This is a genomic window from Clostridium estertheticum (assembly GCF_018861295.1).
GTDB classification, from domain to species: domain Bacteria; phylum Bacillota; class Clostridia; order Clostridiales; family Clostridiaceae; genus Clostridium_AD; species Clostridium_AD estertheticum_D.
Window position 1 is genome coordinate 77,143 of record NZ_JAHLDM010000002.1, and the last position, 24,450, is coordinate 101,592.

General features: G+C 28.8%; 21 protein-coding genes. 1 reads left to right on the plus strand and 20 read right to left on the minus strand.

Annotated features, from left to right (window positions below; genetic code table 11):
* Window positions 1–68 precede the first annotated feature (68 nt).
* The 5 genes from KPL54_RS02775 to KPL54_RS02795 all read right to left on the minus strand — a co-directional run bounded on the left by KPL54_RS02775 (window position 69) and on the right by KPL54_RS02795 (window position 6,312).
* Window positions 69–1,364 (minus strand): hypothetical protein, encoded by a 1,296-nt coding sequence (locus KPL54_RS02775; protein WP_216104472.1) that lies wholly within the window; start codon window positions 1,362–1,364, stop codon window positions 69–71.
* A 277-nt stretch (window positions 1,365–1,641) separates the two neighbouring features.
* The gene (locus KPL54_RS02780; RefSeq protein WP_216104474.1) at window positions 1,642–2,292 is read right to left on the minus strand and encodes a hypothetical protein; all 651 of its coding nucleotides are present in this window, start codon (window positions 2,290–2,292) and stop codon (window positions 1,642–1,644) included.
* 15 nt (window positions 2,293–2,307) lie between these two features.
* Entirely contained in the window at window positions 2,308–3,573 is a 1,266-nt protein-coding gene (locus tag KPL54_RS02785) for a hypothetical protein (protein WP_216104476.1), read from the minus strand.
* Window positions 3,574–3,784: 211 nt separating this feature from the next.
* Window positions 3,785–4,672, minus strand: coding sequence for a L,D-transpeptidase family protein (locus KPL54_RS02790; RefSeq protein ID WP_216104478.1), 888 nt, complete (start codon window positions 4,670–4,672; stop codon window positions 3,785–3,787).
* A 137-nt stretch (window positions 4,673–4,809) separates the two neighbouring features.
* Window positions 4,810–6,312, minus strand: a complete 1,503-nt coding sequence (locus KPL54_RS02795) for an NAD(P)H-hydrate dehydratase (RefSeq protein ID WP_216104480.1) — start codon at window positions 6,310–6,312, stop codon at window positions 4,810–4,812.
* Between the two features lie 429 nt (window positions 6,313–6,741).
* On the opposite strand from KPL54_RS02795, the gene KPL54_RS02800 reads away from it, so the two are divergent.
* Complete coding sequence (locus KPL54_RS02800) at window positions 6,742–7,521, plus strand: polysaccharide deacetylase family protein (protein ID WP_216104482.1); 780 nt, start codon at window positions 6,742–6,744, stop codon at window positions 7,519–7,521.
* Between the two features lie 54 nt (window positions 7,522–7,575).
* On the opposite strand, the gene KPL54_RS02805 is transcribed toward KPL54_RS02800, so the two are convergent.
* The 15 genes from KPL54_RS02805 to mutS form a co-directional block, all read right to left on the minus strand.
* On the minus strand, window positions 7,576–7,740 hold the full coding sequence (locus KPL54_RS02805) for a hypothetical protein (protein ID WP_169829597.1): 165 nt from the start codon (window positions 7,738–7,740) through the stop codon (window positions 7,576–7,578).
* A gap of 177 nt (window positions 7,741–7,917) precedes the next feature.
* The gene (locus KPL54_RS02810; protein ID WP_253203325.1) at window positions 7,918–8,532 is read right to left on the minus strand and encodes a response regulator transcription factor; all 615 of its coding nucleotides are present in this window, start codon (window positions 8,530–8,532) and stop codon (window positions 7,918–7,920) included.
* A complete protein-coding gene (locus KPL54_RS02815) occupies window positions 8,510–9,571 on the minus strand; it encodes a sensor histidine kinase (protein WP_216104484.1) in 1,062 nt (353 codons plus the stop codon). The genes KPL54_RS02810 and KPL54_RS02815 overlap by 23 nt, the downstream gene beginning before the upstream one ends.
* A 640-nt stretch (window positions 9,572–10,211) precedes the next feature.
* Window positions 10,212–12,179 carry an FtsX-like permease family protein gene (locus KPL54_RS02820; RefSeq protein ID WP_216104486.1) on the minus strand — a complete coding sequence of 656 codons (1,968 nt, stop codon included), beginning with the start codon at window positions 12,177–12,179 and terminating at the stop codon, window positions 10,212–10,214.
* Between the two features lie 34 nt (window positions 12,180–12,213).
* Window positions 12,214–12,960: an ABC transporter ATP-binding protein gene (locus KPL54_RS02825; RefSeq protein WP_216104489.1), complete on the minus strand. Its 747-nt coding sequence runs from the start codon at window positions 12,958–12,960 to the stop codon at window positions 12,214–12,216.
* Window positions 12,961–13,331: 371 nt separating this feature from the next.
* Window positions 13,332–13,889 carry a DUF4825 domain-containing protein gene (locus tag KPL54_RS02830; protein ID WP_216104491.1) on the minus strand — a complete coding sequence of 186 codons (558 nt, stop codon included), beginning with the start codon at window positions 13,887–13,889 and terminating at the stop codon, window positions 13,332–13,334.
* Window positions 13,873–14,562, minus strand: coding sequence for a hypothetical protein (locus KPL54_RS02835; RefSeq protein WP_216104493.1), 690 nt, complete (start codon window positions 14,560–14,562; stop codon window positions 13,873–13,875). The genes KPL54_RS02830 and KPL54_RS02835 overlap by 17 nt, the downstream gene beginning before the upstream one ends.
* Before the next feature lie 5 nt (window positions 14,563–14,567).
* On the minus strand, window positions 14,568–14,909 hold the full coding sequence (locus KPL54_RS02840; RefSeq protein WP_216104495.1) for a PadR family transcriptional regulator: 342 nt from the start codon (window positions 14,907–14,909) through the stop codon (window positions 14,568–14,570).
* A gap of 355 nt (window positions 14,910–15,264) precedes the next feature.
* Window positions 15,265–16,134: a polysaccharide deacetylase family protein gene (locus KPL54_RS26700; protein ID WP_216104497.1), complete on the minus strand. Its 870-nt coding sequence runs from the start codon at window positions 16,132–16,134 to the stop codon at window positions 15,265–15,267.
* Between the two features lie 155 nt (window positions 16,135–16,289).
* Window positions 16,290–17,102, minus strand: coding sequence for an alpha/beta fold hydrolase (locus KPL54_RS02850; RefSeq protein WP_216104499.1), 813 nt, complete (start codon window positions 17,100–17,102; stop codon window positions 16,290–16,292).
* Between the two features lie 180 nt (window positions 17,103–17,282).
* Entirely contained in the window at window positions 17,283–18,176 is an 894-nt protein-coding gene (locus KPL54_RS02855) for an MYG1 family protein (RefSeq protein WP_216104500.1), read from the minus strand.
* Between the two features lie 251 nt (window positions 18,177–18,427).
* Window positions 18,428–18,661: an RNA chaperone Hfq gene (gene hfq / locus KPL54_RS02860; protein ID WP_216104502.1), complete on the minus strand. Its 234-nt coding sequence runs from the start codon at window positions 18,659–18,661 to the stop codon at window positions 18,428–18,430.
* Window positions 18,662–18,712: 51 nt separating this feature from the next.
* Window positions 18,713–19,645: a tRNA (adenosine(37)-N6)-dimethylallyltransferase MiaA gene (gene miaA / locus KPL54_RS02865; protein ID WP_216104504.1), complete on the minus strand. Its 933-nt coding sequence runs from the start codon at window positions 19,643–19,645 to the stop codon at window positions 18,713–18,715.
* 13 nt (window positions 19,646–19,658) lie between these two features.
* Window positions 19,659–21,632, minus strand: a complete 1,974-nt coding sequence (gene mutL, locus KPL54_RS02870; RefSeq protein WP_216104506.1) for a DNA mismatch repair endonuclease MutL — start codon at window positions 21,630–21,632, stop codon at window positions 19,659–19,661.
* Window positions 21,633–21,696: 64 nt separating this feature from the next.
* Window positions 21,697–24,387: a DNA mismatch repair protein MutS gene (mutS, locus tag KPL54_RS02875; RefSeq protein WP_216104508.1), complete on the minus strand. Its 2,691-nt coding sequence runs from the start codon at window positions 24,385–24,387 to the stop codon at window positions 21,697–21,699.
* Between the last annotated feature and the right edge of the window lie 63 nt (window positions 24,388–24,450).

The following is a 24,450-nucleotide window of genomic DNA, read 5'->3' on the forward strand; positions in this document are numbered from 1 at the left end:
TCCAAACTGGTTTTAAATTCATCTACTAAATAATACAGCATCTTCAATAATTGTTTAGTTATATTGTATTATTTTAAATTCAATGTAGCACTTGTTGAAGTCCCAGTAATTGAATCACTACCGGTTATTACTGCTGATTTAAGAGTACTAAAATTAGTACCTTTGTTGGCTGTCATTGTAATTATACCACCCTTGGATACAATTGTACCAGCTTCACTTTTGAAGGTTACACTATCACTAAGAGGTGAATCTGTAATGTCAAATCCATATTGATTAAATACCTTATATGTTGTATAACCAATTCCTATTGAAGGAGCAATTTCCATTTTATCTGAAGTTATAGTAATCTTACTTACCTTGGGACTTTCAGCTGCAGCCTCAGATGTAAACAACACTGAGTCTGCCTTTACGCCAGTTAATTTATCTTTTAGTAAAATATTAATTGTTTTATTAACATCAGCAGCAGAATTATACGTTATTGTACCAATTGATGTTTTTGGATCTAAGATTACTGTTGAGCTTACAGATGCAATCGCTTCTATTTGACTAGCTGGAATTTTTTTAGTAATATCATACCCGTATATATTTTTAACTTTATATTGGAATGTAGTTGTGTTTGGTCCAGTCTTTGTTAAGTTAGCATTATTTTGAATTTTATAATGAATTGTCATTACGTCAGGTGCTACAATGCTAATATCTGATATACCTAAAACATCTTCCGCTTTAGCATCACCTAAAGATAAGGTTGATTTTGCATATGCTCCATTAGATGCTAATAAGTCTATTGTAACAAATTGGTCAGTATCAGAGAAGTCATATGTTATTGTACCGGTTCCTGTTAGTGGATCTAAAATTATTGAACCACATGTGGAATTTATCCAGAAATTTTTCATCATCATCTCATAAGCTGGGACTGTCCCAGTAATATCCTTACCAGCTTTGTCTAATATTTTATACTTAAATGTAGCTTTATTTGCTGCTGTTCTTGTTAATTTAGTTGAGATCAAATCAATTTTACCTACTGATGAAGTTAATGTATCTCCAATTACTTGACCATTATTATATTTAATAGTTGAAATATCTACATACTCTTTATTCACTTGTGTCCCATCACTATTTTTTATCCAACCGCTATCGTCTGTTTTTATAAAAATATCACCTTTGTTTTTAGCTACTAAGTCACTAATTTGATTTGCATTTGCTGGATTATTTACAAAATCTAGCGTATACATACTATCTCCTATTACCACAGAGAAATTTAGAACATCGGTAAAGCTACCTAATCCCATTGCCATTACTGGTTTTGACAGCGTAACTATCAATAACACAAACCCCATTATCATAATTTTTTTAAAATTTTTCATTAATAAAACCCTCCTGTTTTATATATATCTTTATGCCTTCGAATAAAGACGCAATGAAAGCTATAAAAATATAAATTTAACAACAGCTTAGCACCCCGTTATTGTTAATAATTACATGGTAACACATTTTATGTTAAAATAATTCATTTCTGAATATTTTCACTTAATACTTTTTCCAAATTCAAAAACTTCATGTAATTTCTCTGCATAATTCATAGGACCATTTTTTTCCTTTCCAGTGATAATGATAATTCTTTTATCTTCCCATTTTAAATAGCTAGTTAAATTCAGTTATAATACCTTTTACTGTGCTATTATACTCATCACTATCTACAAGATTAATGTCCCTATTTAGCTTTATATGTAGCTTTTTACCATTGGTAAAAGTAATGGTACCTTCGGATGTACATATATCTATATTTGCAACCTGCACACCACCTTCAATTTGATAAACATTGTCTGAGATTGTATCTCTATTTTCAGTTGATACTGAAATATATCTATCTTCACCTATATTTCCTTCTACTAATAAATAAATTATTCCTAGTTCACATTTAGCTGCAACATAATTTTCATTATTAACATATACTTCTAAGCAATTGCCTAACCCATCTATTTCCCATTCTTTTAGGTTATGCTTATGTATTGTAACGAGTTTGTCACTTGAATACATTTTTCTTGTTAAGCTGTGATTAAATAGGTATTTAAATATAACTATTTCCTTTGTGGATAAATCTCTACTTATCATTTTTTCTATGTTCTCAAGTTCTTTTGTTAAGTCTTCATTTGATGAAATGTCAGCTTTAAACTGTTCTTTCGTCTCTGTTGGATATTTCTCTTTGCATTCTTTAATATGATTGTCTACCATATTTTCTAATAAAGCATTTAGAGCACCATTAAAATCATTCTTTAGTAATATCATTTCCATTTTTAAAACCCCTTTTTAATTTGATTTCTTCATGATTTCTTTAATTTCTTTATTATCTGAAATCATAAGTTCGAAAATATCAGTGTTTCTCTTTATAATAGATGATACATTTTCATAAATCTGCTTTTCTATATATTCTTCTGCTGAATTATCTCCATCTATCAAGCTATATATATATTCAAGCGTTTTATCTAAAAATGCGCATATGTCTTTTAGTAAATTAGTATCCTTGGTTTTATAACTTTCTAAACAAAAGGATACCGATTCCCTTATTAGTGAAACAGTACCACTACTTATTGTAGCTCCAGTTTCTAATATTAATAAATTCAATTCAATTTTTTTTAATTTCAGCAATATATCATCACTAAAGGAAACCATTAAATTTAGCGATTCTTTATCTAATTTCTTACTTGTAGGTATAGTTTTAATTATGCTTTCAAATGAATTGTTTTTTAAATATAAGTAGGCCGACACCCCTGTTATTAAATATATTATATTGATTACTAAACTTAACAAGCCATTGCCAAATATTGAAGAAACTACCGTTATACCGAATCCACTAATAAAAAATACTGAAAGTTTATTAAATTTATTTTTTATTTTATTGATTTCAAACATCAAAGTATTAGTAGTATTTTCTACTTTATTTGGTCTTAAGATTTTTATAAGCTCCTTGAATTTTTCTATCTCTAGATTATTCGAATTTTTTATATTTCGTAGCCTTTCTTTTTCATCTAAAGAATTTTGGATATCCTTTTTTTTAGCATTTTCAACTTCTAATTGTTGATCTAATAACTTTTGGGCCTCTTTTTTTCTCTTATCATCAAATTGTAATAATTCTTCTTTTTTCACTTTTTTAAAATCATAAAGTTCCTCTTTAGTCATTTTAAGATACCTATCTTCTGTTACAAATAAGGAAGCATAATATGTCATTAGTTTATTTGAATCATTGAATATAGTATAAATAGGTTCTTCTTTTTCTTCATTCATTTTAAAGACAGAATATACTTCACCTTCTACTAAATCATCTATATCTAAAACGCCTATATACACTACATCTTTTATAGATTGCATTAACCTATGCGTTGGATAAAAAATTTGATCAGGCACAACTATTTCAACTCCACCTTTTTCATTTATAACCCTATAGCAAGGTAATGTATTAAAGTCATATTCATATGTATATTCAGTTGTTGTATCAAGTACAATATATTCCTTTTCTTTTATAAATTCAGCTTTTTCTGTACGACATGTTTTTAATTCTAAATATTCTCTTTTCATAAATAATACCTCCTTCAAAAGGAAAACTAATTCATTCTATTATACTTGTTAAAATCACTATTAGTGCAATATTTTTTTTATTTACGATTATTATTTCTATTTATAACATTTATTTACATAATCTAGCATTAACTATAATTACCTTTTTATATTTTAACGACATATTAAAAACCCCGAGCTATTAGTCTCGGAGTGTATTAATAATAAATATTTATTTTACGTGAATTGTAGATCCTATAGGTATATTATCATAAATATATTTTGCGTTTTCAAGGGCGAGCCTTATACATCCATGTGATTCAACTGCCCCTAAATTACCATCTATCACGTTTCCGCTTTTGTCATATAAAATACTATGGAATAAATAATTACCGCTAATTTGAGTAAAATACTTGCAATAAACAGGTGCAGCGTCCGTACCTGATTTGAAATTTAGTCCCTTAATACCAACGCGGAAATACCCAGTTACAGTTGGAGTTTCAGCTTTACCAGAACCACAAGAAAAGGTATTAATTAATTTCCAATTATGCATTGATCCATAAAAAACATAAACTCTTTGCTGCGATAGATCTACTAAAATATAATTATTCGTAGAACTTGTATTCTCACCACTATTTAATTTACTTTCATAAGTCGATTTTACATCAACATCATTTACGCTTAGTAGCGATTGAGTGGCTGACTTGTACATATTGTCCTTTGTAGGCGTTTTGTACATAACATCTATTGTTTCAGCAGTTGCCTTACCACTAGGTATAAGATTATGTCTTTGTTGAAAATCCATAACTGCGTAGATTACACCTTCACCATAATCACCATCCAAAACAACATTATAACCGTACTTTTTTAGCCTAGTTTGTATCCTTATAACATCTTCCCCCTTATCAGATGCTTTTATTATAGATTTATCTGGTCTCTCACTATCGAGTTCAGCTTTAGTTTTAGTTTTATGAACAGTCTTAGTCTTACTACTTGATACTATTAAAGAATTTTTTTTAATAATAGCATTGGACTTTATTTTATAACCAATGCTAGCTCCAATTACCATCATACCAATAATTGCCAAAATAATAGTTTTTTTATTTCTCATACTTCTCATATTATGCACTCCCACCACTCTAATCAGTTTTACAATAGTTAATACCCTAAGACTGATTAGAATTTCACATTTATACCATACTATAAACGCTTCTCATAACCTTTTAGTTGCAGCAAAAGTGCAATAATATAAATATATTATTTTAAATCTTGAATTTCTTTTATTATAGAAGGAAGTGCCTCTATAATATGATTTGCATTTACACAAAACATTTTCTTTGAAAGTTTATCCCCAGAGTATCCGTGAATGTATGCACCAATACATGCTGCAGTCATTATGTCATAACCTTGAGATATAAAAGATGCTATAATACCCGTCAAACAGTCCCCCATTCCACCTGATGCCATTGCGCTGCTCCCAGTAGGATTAATTTGCACTGTTTTACCATCTGTAATTATTGTATTAAATCCTTTAAGTAACAAAACAACATTGTGTTTCTTTGCAAATTCTTTTGCTATGTCTATTTTGTTTTTATTTATTTCATCTATTGAAAACCCTGATATTCTTGCCATTTCCCCCATGTGAGGTGTAAGAACTATCTGGCATTTATTGTTTTTAAAAATTTCAAGATTCCCTTCAAGTACGTTTAAACCATCCGAATCAATTACAACAGGACATTTAGAGTTCAATAAAACTTTATTTAGTAAATTTAAAGTGCACTTATTATTCCCGAGTCCTGGACCAATTGCAATAGAATCACTTTTAGTTATTAAGGAATCTAATCTTATTTCATCATTAGTTGATGCAGTCATAGCTTCAACTAATTTTCCACTTAGTATATTTCGAATTGAGCTATCACATCCTAACGTAACAAGTCCTGCACCACTTCGGACAGCAGCCTGAGTTGAAATATACGCAGCACCTGTAAAACCTGGTGATCCTGCCAAAATAAGTGTTCTTCCATAATCACCTTTATGTGAATACTTATTTCTTTTCTTAATTAACCCTTTAATAAAGTCTATATCCATTATGTATTCATCCTCATGAAATTTATCCACTACAGCTTTTGGTATTCCAATCTTCTCAATAACGATTTCTCCAGTAATGGTCTCCGCGTCATATGAAATAAAACCCTTTTTATAAAGTTCAAATGTAACTGTTTTATTACTTCTAATACAATTACCCATCACTTTCCCACTATTACACTCAAATCCTGATGGGACATCAATTGATAAAATATACTTACTATTCTCATTCATAATAGTAATTGCTAAAGAATAAATACCTCTAACTTCTCTAGATAATCCGGTTCCAAAAATTGCATCAATAGTAATTTCGCATTGAATTATGCTTTCCTTTAAAATTTCAAGCTCCTCATTGTTATTTACTTCTATTATTTTCGCACCCATATTTCTTATAATATTAAAATTTACCAGTGCATCTGCACTCATATTTTCATCTGAGCCAAGAAAAAATACTTCCACATAATCCCCTTTATTTAAAAGATGCCTTGCTACAACAAAACCATCCCCACCATTATTCCCACTAGAGCAAACAATTACGAATTTTTTATTATTTGCTGGTATATTTTTCATTACCTTTAGTGCTGCATTTTCCATTAGTATAATACCTGGAATCCCTAAAACGTCTATACAATAACGATCAATCTTTCTCATTATCTGTGCTGTTGCGATTTTCATTTTCATTTCCCTCCAAAACTGCAAAAACAATTGCATTTCTCTCAATTTTAATAATATCAGTTTCAATTACTAGTTTCAATGGCTCATATTCAGAATTTAAAATTCATTTTATCATCAATATTAATCTATAGGTCTTTTCTATAAACTACATTTTGTTTCATATTGAATGCAATGTCGAAATTTGCAGAATGATTATCGCTAATCACGACATATTCTTACAATATAACTCCATGTTTAGATGTATAATTAAAAATTGGAATTGACTAGTTTTGATAATATGTAGAAGATAAAACCATAAAAAAGAATAAAGGTGGGTTATTACTACAGATTGTGATTTATCCAAAATAGAAATGTGGACAAGCCTATCATATATGTAAGGCTAAACTGTAGTTCGCATAAATAAACTAAAAATTATATCGGAGGTAACTTATGAAAAACAAAATAGCTTTTGTATTAACATTAATAATAATTTTAAGTTGTAAAATAGCACCTGCCAAGTCACAAACTCAACAAATACCAGTATTTATGTATCACATGTTAACAACTGACTCTCATAGAACAAATAATTTAACAATTTTACAATCAGCATTCCGTTCACAAATGAACTATCTAAAAACAAATGGCTATACTACGATAACAATGGACCAATTTTATGCTAGCATGTCTAAAAAAATTATATTACCCGCGAAATCAGTCCTAATAACATTTGATGATGGATATATAAGTAATTATAAATTAGCATATCCTATATTAAAGGCGAATAAGCAAAAGGCTACGCTATTTATGATATCCCATGAAGTAGGCAGAACATCTGATTCAATGAATGCTAAACAACTACTAGAGATGGATATTAACGGATTTAGAGTAGAAAGCCATACAGATTGGCATGAAAATTTGGGCAGCTTACCCTATGCAAAACAACTAAATGCAATAAGGGCTGCAAAAACATCATTAGAAAAATTATTAGGAAGAAAAGTGATGTATTTGGCGTATCCATGTGGTTCGTATAATACTAATACAATTAAAGCAGCCCATGCAGCAGGATGCAACTTAGGACTAACCACAAATGAAGGATTCACTTCAAGATTAGATAACCCATATAGAATAAATAGGATATACATGGGTCCGTCAGACAACTTAAAAACTCTAAAACACAAACTTGAATATGGCAAACAATTAATGTGGCATATCAATACATACTTACTATAGTTATAAAAAATAAAAAAGCTTAGCGTAATCGCTAAACTTTTTTACTTGAAACCATTATACAGATAATATTTTTGGCCAATTACAGGTGTTAGTTTTTTCATTTTTTATCTTTGTTCCTTCACATTCTATCTTTAGTAATGTCATTTCTTTTATAAATTCCATTATTCCCATTGCTATTAAAGCACTGCCTATAACTCCTACTATAATATCTGATCCCATATAATTCTTTCATCTCCTAAAACGTCTCATAATTTTAACTTTTAACCTAAGATAAAATTATACTATGACCTATAAGAGCTTAGCAAATATTCAAATTGACGATAATACGTTTACTTAGTTAAAATCATTTAAAATAATGTTAATTGCTATTATATTCAGAAATTATAATTATCTTTTTTAACTGCTTTTATAGTTAGGTTGTATGTACCCAAGATTGATACCTTTTATAACAGCCTCTAATGATGAAGAAACCTCTAATTTATCAAATATATGCTGTATATGGTTAGAAATAGTACGCTCACTAATGTGAAGCATATTAGAAATTTCATTTCGCTTATATGGATAGCATAATAACTGTAGAATTTGTATTTCTTTCGGTGTTAATTTTTCTATATATTTTATATTTGCAGAAAAATAATTCTTTCCATTATTTATATCAACTAATATTTTTAAAAGATTGTCCGGCATTATATTCTTATTTATAAAACCTTTTGCCCCAATTTTTTTGGCTTCATATCGATAAACCGGCAAATCATAACCAGTCAACATTACAATTTTATTATCAGGAAAATTAGTAAGAATAGATTTAGCAAGTATTAATCCATCTTCATTACTTATATTGCTCAAATTTATATCAATTAAAATAATATCTGGTTGTTTTTTTTGTATAATTGATGTAACTTGTGTAATATCTTGCAAAGAATAAAAACTTTTTATCTCTTTATAATCCTGAAAAACAATTTCTAAACTTTTAGCAAATAATGCATGATCATCGATTAATAAAATATTCATAAGAATTATCCCCTCTCATAGTAATCTGAATAGTAATACGTAGTCCAGAAGGTTTTTTTGAATCTATTTGTATACAACCACCAAGTAATCGTACTTGCTCCTTAATAGAAGCCAATCCTTTATGCTTTTTAATATCTACATTCTCTATATTATCTAATCCAATTCCATTATCTTCTACAACAAGCTCTACTTTTTCTTTTTTTTGAGATAAAAACACGTCTATTTGTATACATTTTGAGTGTTTAAAAGCATTTCTCACTAACTCTCTTAACATGCGATATAGAATTAAGTTATATGGTTCTACCAAAAATAGATTATCATCGCAAACAAATGAAATAGAAATCTTTTTTCTATGATATGTTTCCTTTATCATTTCTAGTAAATTACTAATATTTTCTTTTGAAGTAAGTGTTTTTAACATAATAGGATGATATTCTTGCATTTCTTCTCTAATGGAATTATTTAAAGCTTCAAGCGTTTCAACTACTATTTCTTTTACCTGCGGTTTATCCAATTTATATATCATGTTTTTGATTGATAATAAATCCTGCAACACTTCATCATGTAGATAATTAGAAAAATCATTCTTTATGTTTTCTTCTTTGTATATTTGTATAATATTGTTCATATAAAAATTTTCTTGTGTCATTTCAGAATTTCTAGTTTCTCCATTTAAAAATCTTTGCTTTATTTCACTATATAACAAAGTTAAATAAAATGAAACAAACCAAACAACACAATGCAGCAAAAGAAAATAACTCAATATGCTAAAATGCAATATAATTCCTATAATAACTGCAAAACACAGCAAACAAACAGATAATAAAATATTTATTTTAGAATTTAATACATAACCATTTAAATTAATATGATTTTTTTTTACTATACCATGAACACTAAACAACGGTAAAGCTACAATTATATAAAGACCACAATTTTCCACGTAATTGGCTTGTTTTGCGAAAATAAATACATAAATCATATATGGAACAATTATGGTAGATATAGAAGAAATCAAATGTTTACGCTCTTGTTTCAAAACAAAAAAGAACCTGCTTCTATTTTTAAATAATACATAAATAAAACAAACAAAGTTTAAAATCCATTGTAACATAAACATAACATAAAAAAGTTTAGTATTTAACATAGATAGCAATGTTAGAAAACAGCATATTTTCAAAATAATATTTATTCGCTTTTTATTGTTATAAACACAATCTTGAAAAATAAACATCAATAAAAACTGAATTATCTCATATGGTAAAAAAACATATAATGGTGTTGCTAAAAAAATAAATATTTTTTCTTTACTTCTAAGTAATAAAAAAACCCAAGAAAGGAATAATAATAGATTAGAAAATTGTGATAAAACATAACTTCCTTTTAAGTTAATAAACTGTATATAAATGGAGTAAAGAAGCATCAATGAAATAATAGTCAATGGCATAATGCTAGATGCTTCCTTATCAATATTTTGTAAATATTCATGACACAAAAATAAAATTATTAATAATTGATTCAGTAAAATAAATACCTGCTTTCTCTGATATCTCGATTTCATAAATTTATCCTCACAGTTAAATTGATAATATAATCACTATCTTGGTTTTATTATACAATTGTTATTTAAATTGTACAATATATTATGGTTAGGTGTTTCATGAGTGAAAAGCACAATTTCACTCCTTATTGTTTAATATTATTCTATAACATGAATACTTTGTAATTATATAATATATAACATATATTATTGTGAATATGCCAATTGAAGCAAGTATGGGTAGTATAAATGTACTGCTTTTCCCTAGTAAATTTGGTATTAAAGCAACAAAACATTCTAAAGCAAAAATGCTATGAATAACGCCTAATAAATACGGAATACTAAAAAACACTAAAATTTGCTTACTAATAATTTTTTTTATTTCTTTATTTTTATATCCCATTTTCTTTAGAATGTAAAACTCTCTTTTATCGTTTGTAATCCCTGAAATACTATGAAAATACAAAATACTTCCTGTAGCAATAAAAAAGATTGCTGTAGCAAATGTAATTAACAAAAGGGATACACTATTAGCACTAATGTATTCATATTGTTTTTGGTATGAACTGACAAAATTGTTATTATTCTTAAACATAGGGGCAAGTTGCTCATATACTTCTTTATTATTTCTCATATTTTTTCCGAAAACGCTCATAATCTCATTCGTATGTAGTTTCAATTTAGAGGTTTTTGTATAAAGCTCATCAGAAATAACAAGTGTTCCTAGACTGTTGACAAATCCAATTGGATTTATCAATGTGGTTTCCACTACATTTACATTTATGGTTTTATGATTTGCAAGATTTAAGGAATATACTTTTCCTATGTCTATATTTTTTTTATCATATGTATATTTAACAAGAGTACAATCGTTCCCACTTATATTTTTAATAGATAGCTTTTTCCCTTGTAACTGTATCAAATTAATATAATCGGATTTAGAAATTAAATCAAAACTGTGTTGTTGCTTAGCACTATATTCAAAAGGAAGGTTATCAGTTGAAGAAGTTACTTGAATTAAAGAAGTTTTTTTATAATCTATATTTTTTCCTCCTACTGTTTTTTTCACAATATCAATTACTTTATCTACCTGATTTGCGCTTTTGATATGGAATTCAATAGCTGCAGGAATTACACGTGAAAGGCCAGCATAAGGATAATATATTGAGAGTATTGCCGAACCTAGTATACTCAATGTTGCCGCTGATAGTAATGTCAATATAATTAATGCTTTTGCATTTGATCGTATACGATAAATAAATTTTGGAATTGTAATTATATTTGTTTCCTTATAAAAATATCCTTTTTTCTTTTTTAATTTTAATATAGCATAAGGAATGAAAGAATGTATAAAAAATATTGTTCCTACGACTACAGATATAAGTGTAATCATAGCCATAGGTCCGAATCCTACTGTAACCCAAAACGAATCCTTTCCCCTTGTTATATCTAGCGCTGTTACATAACCAAGTATTAATAATATAACTCCTAATACTGCTAGCCATATTTTTACCTTTATTTGTTGTTCTACTTTTTTACCCAATCGAACTAGTGTTAGTAATGAACTTTTCTTTAAAAATTTCCAATTTGATAAAAATAAAACAAATAGAACAACCAACACGAATCCACTGGCAACGTAAACAGCGTTTAAATTAATTAACGGTATTTTTGAAGCATCTATTTGCAAATCTAAAAGATGTACAATCCCTATAATAATGATTTTATGAAGAAATGATCCAAAAAATATTCCTATACCAAGTGCACTGATACAAATAAAAAAATTCTCAAATGAAAGCAACCGTGTCATTGTAGACTTTCTATATCCTAATAAAGAATAAATTCCAAGTTCTTTCATTCGTCTTTTCATAAAAAAAGTATTGGCATATGACATATAAAACAATACAAATCCCATGATTAATATTGCTACAGCTTTGGACATCATTTCTACTCTGCCATCAGTAGATATCCGTTCCATTATGACTTCATTCATGGCAAAAGAAATAAAACTAAAAAACACCATAAAAACAAATGATACTGAAAATAAATAAAGAGAATAGAACAAAAAATTCTTTCTTATATTTTTCTGCGCAATACTTAATAAGTTCATATTTTTAATTGCCTCCTCGTGTAATGTAGCATCATTAGTTTTCCCCCAGTTTTGCAACTTCTTTTAAAATCTCCTCAAAGAAAAGCTTTCTTTCGTTCCTGCATTTTTGTAATTTTCTAACGATTTGTCCATCCTTAAATATAATAATACGACTTGCATAACTTGCAGCATACGCATCATGTGTTACCATTAGAATAGTAGTTTTTAATTCTTTGTTCACTTCCTCTAATTTATGAAGCAACGCTGTGGCAGAATTTGAATCTAGTGCACCGGTAGGCTCATCTGCAAACAAAACACTAGGATTTTTTATGATAGCTCTTGCTGCAGCAACACGTTGCTTTTGTCCCCCAGACAATTCACTTGGATATTTAGATAATATATCGCTTATACCAAAACGCTCGGCTATTTGATGCACAGAAGATTCAATATCTTTTGGAATCTTATGTAGTAAAGTAAGTGGTACTGCTATATTTTCTGTAACTGTTAGACTATCCAGTAGAAAATATTCTTGAAAAATAAATCCTAAATTACATTTTCGAAAATCAGTAGCACTATTATCATTTAGTGTATTAATATTTACACCATTTATAATAATGTCTCCACTTGTAAAAGTATCAATAGTTGAACATACATTTAATAAAGTAGTCTTTCCTGATCCTGAAGCCCCCATTATAGCAATAAATTCTCCAGTCTCAATTTGTAAAGAAACCTTATTTAATGCTGGCTTTTGATTATTGTCATAAATTTTTGTAACTTCTTTAGCTGTTAATAATGTTGTCATAGTCATTTCCCCTTACTTTCTAGTTTTAATGATAATTTTTTTACAATTAACGCTTAATTAATTTTCCATAAAGTATCAACGACCTGAATGTTTCTATGATCTAATATTATGGGAGTGTTCGTATTTATAAGTATACATTTCCCAGCATTAAATTTCGTGAGTAAAAAGCGCATACTAGAATATTTATATTAATGAACCTTACGTAAGCCTTAAAATAAAAGCTCAAAAAAAACAGGCTTATCTAATTACGTTTCTTGATGACGTAACTAGGCTAAGCCTTTATGGAGAATTCTTTTTTTACACATGTATCAGCTGTACGATAAATAACCTGTTACATTAGAATATTTTATTCGAATCCTTTAAGATAGTTATTACTTCATCAATACTGCTTTTATACAATTGTTAACGTAGTTATTATCTTCAAGCTTATCCTGTACTTTACTTTTCCATTCCTCTTTTTTTAATAAACCCGGTAACTCTCGCCCATACCACTTTTCAACATCCAAGCGTGAGACTTTATATGCTGAACCAGTAAAGTTGTAATTTATTACTTGAAGATTCTCAATCAGAGCAAATGCAACAGTAGAATTGTATATCAAAGCTTTATTCACCTTATTTTCATTAATATTTGCTATAGTATCATTATATTTTACTTCTGCTGTTAACTTATTTGGAAATAACTCAAAAGACATTTTAATATTACTTAATGGCAATTTGTGAAATAAATTAGTTATATTGCTCGAATTACCCATATATTTGCTTTTATATTTCATAACACTATTTAAGTCATGTGTTATAGGATTTTGCTGCTGCAGCATATACTGATTATTTTTCTGATTATTCTTTGGTATAACAATAAACTGAACCAGTCCAAATAAAACTATCCCTATTATTGCTAAACCAATTATTATATTATTCCTCGTTTTCATTGTCTTCACCCACCTCATATTTTAATATTAGTTTTGGGGCTAAATTAAAAATCAATGGAATTATGATTGAAATAAGTGGAATACCGTATCCTATTGCCAATTCAGCAAATTGGTATGGACCTGTTATACTAATGGGTCTTGAGAACCAAATGTTACTTCCAAACTGGATTGCAGTGATAAAAAGAGTATAAACTACAATAAACAATAACCACATAATCCAAGCAATTTTTTTAACTTTAAACGCCGATTGTATATTAATAAATGATTTACACTTACGATATTCAGATTCTTTTTTTGAGTTTAATAGGAAATACTTTATTCCAATTGCAATACTGCAAATAAATAGAAATATATTTAATATAAATCCTACTCTAATAATTAAACCAGGTATTGTTATTATCCATGCTATTATAGAATAAAGTAAACCTATTTGTATATATTCAAGATTATATTTATTTATATATATTTTTATGTTTCCGTCAATAAGGTAATCTATACTGTTAATGCTTCCTTTGGCTTTTTTAATAGCCTCGCTGTGATCTATGCCATTTGCAGTTAAATCATCAACCTTTGCCTCAAGGTTACTCAAAACCTCATATTTCAATTCATTAATCTGTTTACTTGATTTATAGTTGCTAAAAATACTATCAACATGATTTTTTAAACTATTCATCCCCATTATCCCTCCCTTTTAATAAGTTTATCTATTAAATCTCTTGCTATCTTCCAATCTGAAAGTGATTTTTCATAATTTTCTTTACCAAGTTCTGTAATCCTATAATACTTTCTTCTGCCACCCTGGCTTTCACTTCCCCAATAAGACTCAACAAGTTTTTGTGATTCAAGCCTTTTTAAACTTGTATATAATGAAGGTTCTTTTAATTCATATTTTCCTTCACTATTTTTTGAAATAGCTTTAATGATTTCATATCCATAGTTATCTCCATCACATATTACTCGAAGTATTATTGAATCAATGTTACCACGAATTAATTCACTACTGATATTGATTTTATTCATTATGTTCACCTCGTAATTATACTTTAACGCATATTACTACGTGTGTCAATGTAATATGTATCATATACTAATTAATTCATAAGAAATGTAGTTTAAATATTTAGTTATCATAAACCACTTCAGGTGAAGGGGGCTCAACGGGTTCAAGGCTTGATAGGGAAGTTTATAAAAGTTTTGGCAACAGTGGTGGGAGTGGTTCGGGTTTTAGTAAAGATGAGGATGTAACTTATACAATTAAATGTAATGGAAAGAAAGGAAATATTATAAATGAACTCCCTCTTTAATTAAGGGGAGTTCATTTATATTATCCTATCATAATTGCAAATGTTCTTTTACTGTTAATCAGTTGAGTGCTTTAATCTGTTCTAGGATTAGAAATTTTACTTTTAAATGCTTTCGTACTATCTGAAGCACTTATCCATACCCTATGTAATGAAAGTATACCATTCTTTTTAGAGGACCATCCCTTTTCAGTGGTGAAAGCCATTTTGTAACCGGCTTCTTTCAATGCCTCAATTGCACTTTTGTTGTACCCACCATAAGGATATGCAAAAAAATCTATTGTTTTATTTAATGTTTTTTCAAGATATTTTTTAGATTGAATTAACGTTTTTAGTTGGTTATCCTTAGAAATCAATTTTAAATTATCATGATGTACAGTATGGCTTTCTATATCCATACCATATTTATCCATTTCTATAAGTTGTTTAGATGTTAGCATGTTGCTATGTACATCAGTAAGAGAAGTAATAACAAAAATTGTTGCTTTAAATTTATATTTTTTTAGAATAGGAAACATAGCAGTATAATTATTATCATATCCATCATCAAAAGTAATGACTACCGATTTTCTAGGTATTGGAGTATTATTCATAAGGTACCCATACAAATTTGTAAGTGTTATAGTATAATAACCATTATCCTTTAAATATTTCATTTGCTCCTCAAATTTTTTAATTGGAATACAAATGGGATTACCTTTATCATAGCTAATTGAGTGGTACTCTAGAACCGGGATACTCTTCCCATAAGGTTTAATATCAGTAGTATTGTCAAACCCAGGTATTGTAGATGTTTCAATTGGTTTAGCTACAGTTACAGGTGTAGCTACAACAGTTGGTTTAACAGGGTTTGTTTTTTTTATTGTAGTTGATGTAGCTCTTGAGCACCCAACGATAGAGAGTACAAAAATAAATATAAATATAAAAGATAATTTCTTTTTCACAGCAATTCACTCCTTTTTACTATATTTTAATTAAATTACAATATTAAATATATATTACTTATTATATAATATTTTATAAATATATACAATTTAATATTTATAAAATTAAACAGCTAAAGCCCATTAAAATTTAGGGCTTTAGCTGTTTAAATAATTTATTTCTCAATAAATTGTATTAATTCTTTATTAAACTTGTCACGCTCTTCATAGAACAATCCATGTCCGCTATATTCAAATGGTACAAGTTTAGCATTTTTAATTCCTTGTTTCATAACTTCAGCTAACTGGAATAAGCAAACTTTATCATGTATACCATGAAGAATTAATGTTGGGACATTTATTTTTTCTAAATCACAAAACAACTCTTCATCTCTAAAAGTTGTGGCACAATCTGACGTTGCCCATCCTGCTGCTTCAAGACCTAAATTAAAAAACCAATCTTGTAGAGGCTGAGTAGCGTACTGGAACAAAAATATATCTCCAAAATCTCTTAGCATTTTAGGTCTGTCATTATATGTTTCTTGAATAAGTTTTGTTACCGTTTCCTTAGGCAACCCATACGGAAAATTTGGACGCTTAGTTAAACTAGGCGCCGCTGCCCCAAAGAGAGCAAGTTTGGATACCCCATAACCTTTATGACGAGCCATGTATCTAATAGCAGTTGCTCCCCCCATAGAATGTCCACCAAGAGTGAAGTTTTTTAAATTAAGAGCTTCGACTACACCTCTTATATCATCTGATAATGTATTATAATCGTATCCACTTATAGGCTTATCCGACTTACCAAACCCTCTAGTGTCAATTCCAATACATCTATATCCCATTTTAGGAAGTACATTAAACTGATATTCATATGCTTTATGATTTAATGGCCAACCATGTATAAACAAAATTGTTTTCTTCCCTCTTGGATTTAAATCTTCAACAAAAATTTTAACATCTGGTTCTACCTGAATATAATATTCCAACGCCTAATCCCCTCCACAATAAAATGCTATTTACTAATAGCTTATGCACTTATAGAGAGATCTGGTACATTAAAATAATAATTTTAATTTTTATGTGCTAGAAATCGGCTCTTAATTTAACTATTATATAAAAAATAAACCCAATAACACCTAGTTGTTATTGGGTTCATTATATAAATTTTAAATTGATAATTTTGCTATTTTTAAAGCACTCGTGAGGCTTTTAGTTGATGCTATAAACCCTGCCTTGTGACAAAAGATAGCATCATCTATTTTTATTATTGAATTTATCTCATCACTTGATTTTCCTCTAATTGACTCAACTAAATCTTTTCTTGCTTCAAAAGTCCCCGCAGTTTTCTTTACAGTTTGAATCTTATACTCCGCGTTATTATCCCCAGGCGAAATAACAAACAGTACCTCACAGTTTATATCTATTTTAAGTAACTGTTGAAGCCAAGGACAACCATTTTTCAAAACCATTATTTCATTAACCTCTCTATTTTGAAATCCTTTATTTACTATATCCCTTGCTTTTATAACAGAAACCTGTCTGCTTATTATCCGTTTTATAACAACAATTGCAAATCCTACTGCTTCTTCAAATGCATCATCTTTGGATGAATCATCATCCCATGTAGGATTAAAATTTTGTATAATATCACTTATTGAAGTTACTTTAAATTCCGATTTAGAATCTATGCCATTATCTATAGCATCAATCCCCTGCACTAAAGTCTTATCAATATAATCAAAAATTGATATTATATCATCTTCATCAAACTCGGAATTAAACTTTTGTATTACTCTAGAACCAAACTCTCTCCAAACTAGTCCTGACGCGGCATATGGAATATTATTTTCTCTTATTTCTTTATCTAATTGATGGTGATCAAATTCTCCTAGAGATATGTCATAAACAAAATCTAGTTTTTTAAGTACCTCTTCATCCCTTGTTCTGATTACCTTTATATCTCCTAATAATAATCTAAGTATAGCTGTAGCCATAACATCATCTGCATGAAATTTACCACTATGTGTTCCTAAAGTTTTAATATTCTTTTCATTTATCATCATTTACCTCTTTCGTATTTATATTATAAATTAACCATTTTAAAAAATAAAGCCTCAAGCTAGTTTACTCTAAGCTTAGGCCTTTAACGACATTTCAGAAGGAAAGTCTCCTACTTCTATAAGTGGGAATTAACTATCTTAGCAGAAATAAAACTTCAGTGGTAGTATAAATTTCCTTCTGAAGTCGTTAATGCATCTTCTTCGAAGCTGTTGCAGCGACCCAGGAGATAATTAAACAACATACTATAACTTTAAATTTCTTCACTCCCTAGTAATATTGGATTAAGTGGAGTTATCGTAGAAATAGCATGTTTATATACCATCATTTGTTTTCCGTCGCAGTTTAATACTACAGTGAACGTATCAAAACCAGTTACATTGCCCTTTAATTGAAAGCCATTTATCAGATATAAAGTAACTTGTATTTTATTCTTTCTTGCCTCATTTAAAAATATATCTTGCAGATTATTAGTAAATTTGCTCACAAATGTTCCTCCACAATTGTATTTTAATTTTATAAAAACAGCTCATTAAGACTAATTCAAAAGGGTTAACTTACTCTTTATGTAGTCTACAATCTCATCATCACTAGTAAAATCATCTTTATTAATCCAGTTTACTCTTGGATCTTTTCTAAACCAAGTAAGTTGCCTTTTAGCATAATTTCTACTTCCTTGTTTAATCTTCTCTACAGCCTCATTTAAGGATATTTCATCATTTAAGTAATATAATATCTCTTTGTAACCTATACCCTTCATTGACTGCATATCTGCATTATAGCCCATTTTCTTTAATTTTATAACTTCATCAACTAAATTATTTTTCATCATAATATCTACGCGTAAATTTATCCTATTATATAATTTTTGTCTATCCATATTTAATACAAAATAATGTACATTATAAGGAATATCCAAAATGTCTTGCTCCTTTGCAAATTCACTCATAGGTTTACCACTAACCTTGTATACTTCTAAAGCTCTAATAACTCTTTTCAAATCATTAGGATATAGTTTATTGTATGTTTTTTCATCAATGTCTTTAAGTAAGTTATGGACATATTCTTTCCCATTTTCCTCTGCAAGTTTTGTAAGATGCTCTCTATATGCTTCATCTTTATTGGTATCCGCAAAACTGAAATTATAAATTAATGAATTTATATAAAACCCAGTTCCACCAACGAGCATTGGGAGTTTATTTTTGTTAGTTATATCGCAAATGGCCTTCTCTGATCTTTCTTTAAAATCGGCTACGCTAAAAGCAACACTTGGCTCTATTATATCCAATAAATGATGAGGAATTCCCCTCATCTCCTCAAATGAAATCTTAGCAGATCCAACATCCATATATTTATATATTTGCATTGAATCAGCTGATATAATCTCCCCATTTAGCTCTTGTGCAAGCTTTATAGATATTTCTGTTTTACCAATACCTGTAGGCCCTGCTAAAATAAATAAATCTTTCATATCTTCACCTTTTCTATTGTATTCTTTTAAACTTTTTTTCTAATTCATTAAGTGTAATTTTTATTATTGTAGGTCTTCCATGTGGACAAGTAAAAGGCTCATTGATGTATCTTAGATCATTAATTAATTTATTCATTTCTAAATCTGATAACAGATTATTAGCCTTTACAGCCGCTTTACATGCAAGCGTTGCTATACGAGTATATTTAATTTGTATTGTTTCACCACTACCCATATTTTTCAAGTTATCTAATATCTCATTAAAAAGATCTTTAATATCTGGTTTACCAAGGATTATAGGAACTTCCTTTATACTAATTGTATTTTCCCCAAATTCAATAATATTAAAACCAGTATTATTAAACACAACTACATTTTCACTATAATAAGCATAATCATCCACGCTTAGTTCTATTACAGTTGGTACTAATAAAATTTGAGACACTACCTGCGCGTTTTTAATTTCTTTTTTATATTTCTCAAATAATACCTTTTCATGAGCTGCATGTTGATCAATTAGGTAAAGTTCATTATATGCCTCACCAATTATATAAGTTTTATTAAATTGTCCTATAATTCGCAGCTCTGGAAACTTTGAAATTTTAGAAACTTCGTTTGATGTTGTGATTTCACCCGTCTCCTGATTAATATTACCACTTTCTTTGACATTTTCACTTATGCTTTGTACTTCACTTACAAATTCACTATCTAAATTACTTGTAACTTTTGGAATGCTTGAATGTGCATAAGAAGACTCCATAAAACTATCTGCTTCATTTTCATTATTTTGCCTTTTATATTTAAAGTCTATTGGAATTTGAACACTCTTTTCCAGTTCCTCTTTGACTTTTTCATCTATAATTATTCTATTAAAATCATAAACATCTTTTTTTATGGTGTTCTTTTCAACTTCTTTTGCACTATTGTTTTCATTCTCATTTCTTTTTTCATTATTATCATTATTTTTATCATCATCTTCTGTAACGTCAAAATTGCCTCTTAGACTATCAGCAATTGCTGTATGAACTGCATCAAAAACAAACTTAAATATTGCTTTATCTTCCTGAAATTTAATTTCAGTTTTTTGTGGATGAACATTTATATCTATATACTCCGGAAAAATATCTAAAAATATAACAAAGAACGGAAATTTATTAATAGTCAAAAAAGATTTAAAAGCATTTTCCACAGCAGCGGTAATTAAACCACTTTTAATATACCTTTTGTTAACAAAAATACTTTGCCTGTTACGGCTTCCACGACTTATCTGTGCATTACCAATATACCCATGTACGGACATTACGTCATTATACTTTTCAAAACTCGTAATATTATCCGCAACCTCTTTGCCATATATGTATCTAATAGTGTCACGAGGCTGTGTAGAACTAAAAGTAGAAAATACCTTTTTGTCATTATTTGACAATTTAAAAGAAATTTCATTATTAGCGAGTGCTAGTCTTCCTAAAATATCCGATATTAAAGCAGATTCTCTTTGTGGTGATTTTAAAAATTTTTGTCTTGCTGGTACATTAAAAAACAAATCCTTAACTTCTATTGTTGTCCCAACATTACATCCAACTTCTTTAATGTATAGTACATCACTTGATGACTGAGATATTTCCATGCCAAATGGAGACTCTTTTGTTCTACTATTTAACAACGTCCGAGATACTGAAGCTATACTAGGTAATGCTTCTCCCCTAAACCCTAATGAATGTATTTTATATATGTCTTCAACATATTTTATTTTACTAGTAGCATGAGGTAAAAAAGCTTTTTCTATATCATCTGCATGAATACCCGAACCATCATCAATTACCTTTATATTTTTTTGACCGCCCTCTAATATTTCTATAGTAATATTTTTAGCACCTGCATCTATACTATTTTCAACTAATTCCTTTACTACAGATGATGGCCTTTCTACCACCTCACCTGCAGCAATTTTATTTGAGGTTTCAACTTCTAATATATTAATTCTCATAATAAATCACATCCTTTGCTACTCTTATAATAACTCATACATCATAATAGTAGCTTCGTTATCATTATAACAACTTTGCCCTATTAACTAATTCATATAACTTATTAAAACCATCCATAGGTGTTAGATTAAGAATATTTATATTTTTAATTTCTTTTAATATATTATCCTTTTCTATATCTGTAAAGCTTATTTGAGTAACCTCATCTTGCACTATATCAGCTTCATAAGTTACCGCTGATTCTTTCTCCACAATATTTTCCTCATTAACTTTGTCACTTGACTTAATAGATTTATCTACTTTTTCAGGTTTCTTGTTAATAAAGTTAATTTCCGTACTAGTATTATTTTTTTCTAGTGAAGTTAGGATCTCATTCGCCCTATTTATTACATCTTTTGGTAACCCTGCTAGTTTAGCTACCTCAATACCATAAGACTCATCAGCACCTCCAGGTACAATTTTCCTTAAAAATACAATTTCATTTTCAATTTTTTTCACGGCTACAGAATAATTTTTAACACCCTTAATTATTCCTTCTAGTTTTGTTAACTCGTGATAATGCGTTGCAAATAAGGTTTTACTCCTTAAATTAGCATTTTTACAAATGTACTCAATTACTGACCAAGCTATACTTAGACCATCATAAGTACTAGTACCTCTTCCTACCTCATCAAGTAAAACTAAGCTTTTATTGGTTGCATTTTTTAATATATTTGATACTTCCCACATTTCTACCATAAAAGTACTTTTACCTGCTGCAAGATCGTCAGATGCTCCTATTCTTGTAAAGATTTTATCACAGATTGATATGTCTGCTGACGCACAAGGAACAAAGCTTCCCATTTGAGCCATAATAGTTATTAAGGCTACTTGACGCATATATGTAGATTTACCTGCCATATTAGGCCCTGTTATTAATAATAATTGGTTATCCTTTTCATCCATATATGTATCATTCTCAATAAAAGTATTCGTAGGCATCATTTTTTCAACTACAGGGTGTCTTCCGCCTATTATGTTTAAAATGCCCTTTTTATTTATCTTAGGCCTGGTATAATTGTTTTCTAAAGCAATTGTAGCAAGTGAACTTAAACAATCTATTTCTGATATTAGCTTTGCTGTGTTTTTCATTCTTTCTATATGTTTTTCAATTTCTTCTCGTATACCTGTAAATATCTCATATTCTATATTTACTAGCTTATCTTGTGCACCAAGAATCTTATCTTCCATTTCCTTAAGTTCAGGAGTAATATATCTTTCTGCATTAGATAAAGTCTGTTTTCTTATATATCTACCCTCTGGAATAGATGGAATATTTAATTTAGTTACTTCAATATAATAACCAAACACTCTGTTGTACCCAACTTTTAGTGATTTTATTCCAGTTATTCTTTTTTCATCACTTTCTAAAGTAGCAATCCATTCCTTACCATGAGCCTTAGCAAGTCTTAACTCATCTATCTCGCTATTAAAACCTTCCTTAATAATATTCCCTTCTTTAATGGAAATAGCTGGACTATTTATAATAGACTTATCTAATATATTATGTATATCTTGCAAATCATCCAATTCTAAATATATTTTATTCATTAATTTACTATTTAACACTGATATAATTGATTTTACTTTTGGTATTTTTTCTATAGAGTTTTTTAGAGAAATCAATTCTTTGGCATTGACGTTTTTCGAAGAAATTTTTCCAACTAACCTTTCTATATCATATATATCAACAAGCACATCTTTTAAATCTTCATGGGGCGTTGTATTATTCTTAATTTCTTCTACAGCCTCTAATCTTTCATCTATAGACTTTTTGTTTATTAAAGGTTGATCTAACCACTTACGTAGTCTTCTAGCTCCCATCGCAGTATTAGTTCTATCTAGCACCCATAATAAAGAACCTTTCTTAGTTTTATCTCTTAAAGTTTCTGTTAGCTCTAAGTTTCTCCTAGAATTTGCATCTAAACTTACATAATCTAAAATATCATAGTATTCTATAGTATCTATATGAGAAAGCGATTTTTTTTGTGTATCTATAATATAACTAAGTAGCCCTGAAATACTACTTATTAAAGTTTGTGAGAAAGTTTTCTCACTATAATTATGAAATTGATTTTTTATTATGTTATCATTTTTAATAATAAAAAAGTCATTAGGATATGCAGAATATGACACATTAAATCTTTCTTTTATAACCTTTAGTATTTCATCAGCTATATCTTCTGAGACAATAATTTCTTTTGGTGTAAACTTTGAAATTTCATCTAATATGGTGACAATGTTAAGTTTAGTCTCAGTACACGTAAATTCACCTGTTGATACATCACAAAAACATAAACCACAAAAATTATTCTCTTTATTAATATATATGCTCATAATATAATTATTTTTAGTTTCTTCTAAAAACCCAGAATCAGTGTAAGTTCCTGGAGTGATTATTTTAATTACTTCTCTTTTAACGATTCCCTTAGCGAGCGCTGGATCTTCTACTTGTTCACATATAGCAACCTTATATCCTTTTGCAATTAGCCTTCCTACATATATGTTTGCTGCATGATGTGGTATTCCGCACATAGGTGCCCTTTTTTCAAGCCCACAATCACGCCCAGTAAGCACAAGTTCGAGTTCTTTTGCTGCAAGCTGTGCATCATCAAAAAACATTTCATAAAAATCACCTAGTCTAAAAAACAAAATACAATCCTTACATGTTTCTTTTACTTCAAAATATTGTATCATCATTGGAGTTAATGCCATTGCCATTCCCCTTTGTTTTTCTCTGTGATTATATAAATTGCCTTAAGCACATAAATTGAATCT

Coding starts and splice junctions, on each gene's coding strand:
- KPL54_RS02775 (WP_216104472.1), bottom strand. CDS start 1,364: ATGAAAAATTTTAAAAAAATTATGATAATGGGGTTTGTGTTATTGATA.
- KPL54_RS02780 (WP_216104474.1), bottom strand. CDS start 2,292: ATGGAAATGATATTACTAAAGAATGATTTTAATGGTGCTCTAAATGCT.
- KPL54_RS02785 (WP_216104476.1), bottom strand. CDS start 3,573: ATGAAAAGAGAATATTTAGAATTAAAAACATGTCGTACAGAAAAAGCT.
- KPL54_RS02790 (WP_216104478.1), bottom strand. CDS start 4,672: ATGAGAAGTATGAGAAATAAAAAAACTATTATTTTGGCAATTATTGGT.
- KPL54_RS02795 (WP_216104480.1), bottom strand. CDS start 6,312: ATGAAAATCGCAACAGCACAGATAATGAGAAAGATTGATCGTTATTGT.
- KPL54_RS02800 (WP_216104482.1), top strand. CDS start 6,742: ATGAAAAACAAAATAGCTTTTGTATTAACATTAATAATAATTTTAAGT.
- KPL54_RS02805 (WP_169829597.1), bottom strand. CDS start 7,740: ATGGGATCAGATATTATAGTAGGAGTTATAGGCAGTGCTTTAATAGCA.
- KPL54_RS02810 (WP_253203325.1), bottom strand. CDS start 8,532: ATGAATATTTTATTAATCGATGATCATGCATTATTTGCTAAAAGTTTA.
- KPL54_RS02820 (WP_216104486.1), bottom strand. CDS start 12,179: ATGAACTTATTAAGTATTGCGCAGAAAAATATAAGAAAGAATTTTTTG.
- KPL54_RS02825 (WP_216104489.1), bottom strand. CDS start 12,960: ATGACAACATTATTAACAGCTAAAGAAGTTACAAAAATTTATGACAAT.
- KPL54_RS02830 (WP_216104491.1), bottom strand. CDS start 13,889: ATGAAAACGAGGAATAATATAATAATTGGTTTAGCAATAATAGGGATA.
- KPL54_RS02835 (WP_216104493.1), bottom strand. CDS start 14,562: ATGAATAGTTTAAAAAATCATGTTGATAGTATTTTTAGCAACTATAAA.
- KPL54_RS02840 (WP_216104495.1), bottom strand. CDS start 14,909: ATGAATAAAATCAATATCAGTAGTGAATTAATTCGTGGTAACATTGAT.
- KPL54_RS02855 (WP_216104500.1), bottom strand. CDS start 18,176: ATGATAAATGAAAAGAATATTAAAACTTTAGGAACACATAGTGGTAAA.
- miaA (WP_216104504.1), bottom strand. CDS start 19,645: ATGAAAGATTTATTTATTTTAGCAGGGCCTACAGGTATTGGTAAAACA.
- mutL (WP_216104506.1), bottom strand. CDS start 21,632: ATGAGAATTAATATATTAGAAGTTGAAACCTCAAATAAAATTGCTGCA.
- mutS (WP_216104508.1), bottom strand. CDS start 24,387: ATGGCATTAACTCCAATGATGATACAATATTTTGAAGTAAAAGAAACA.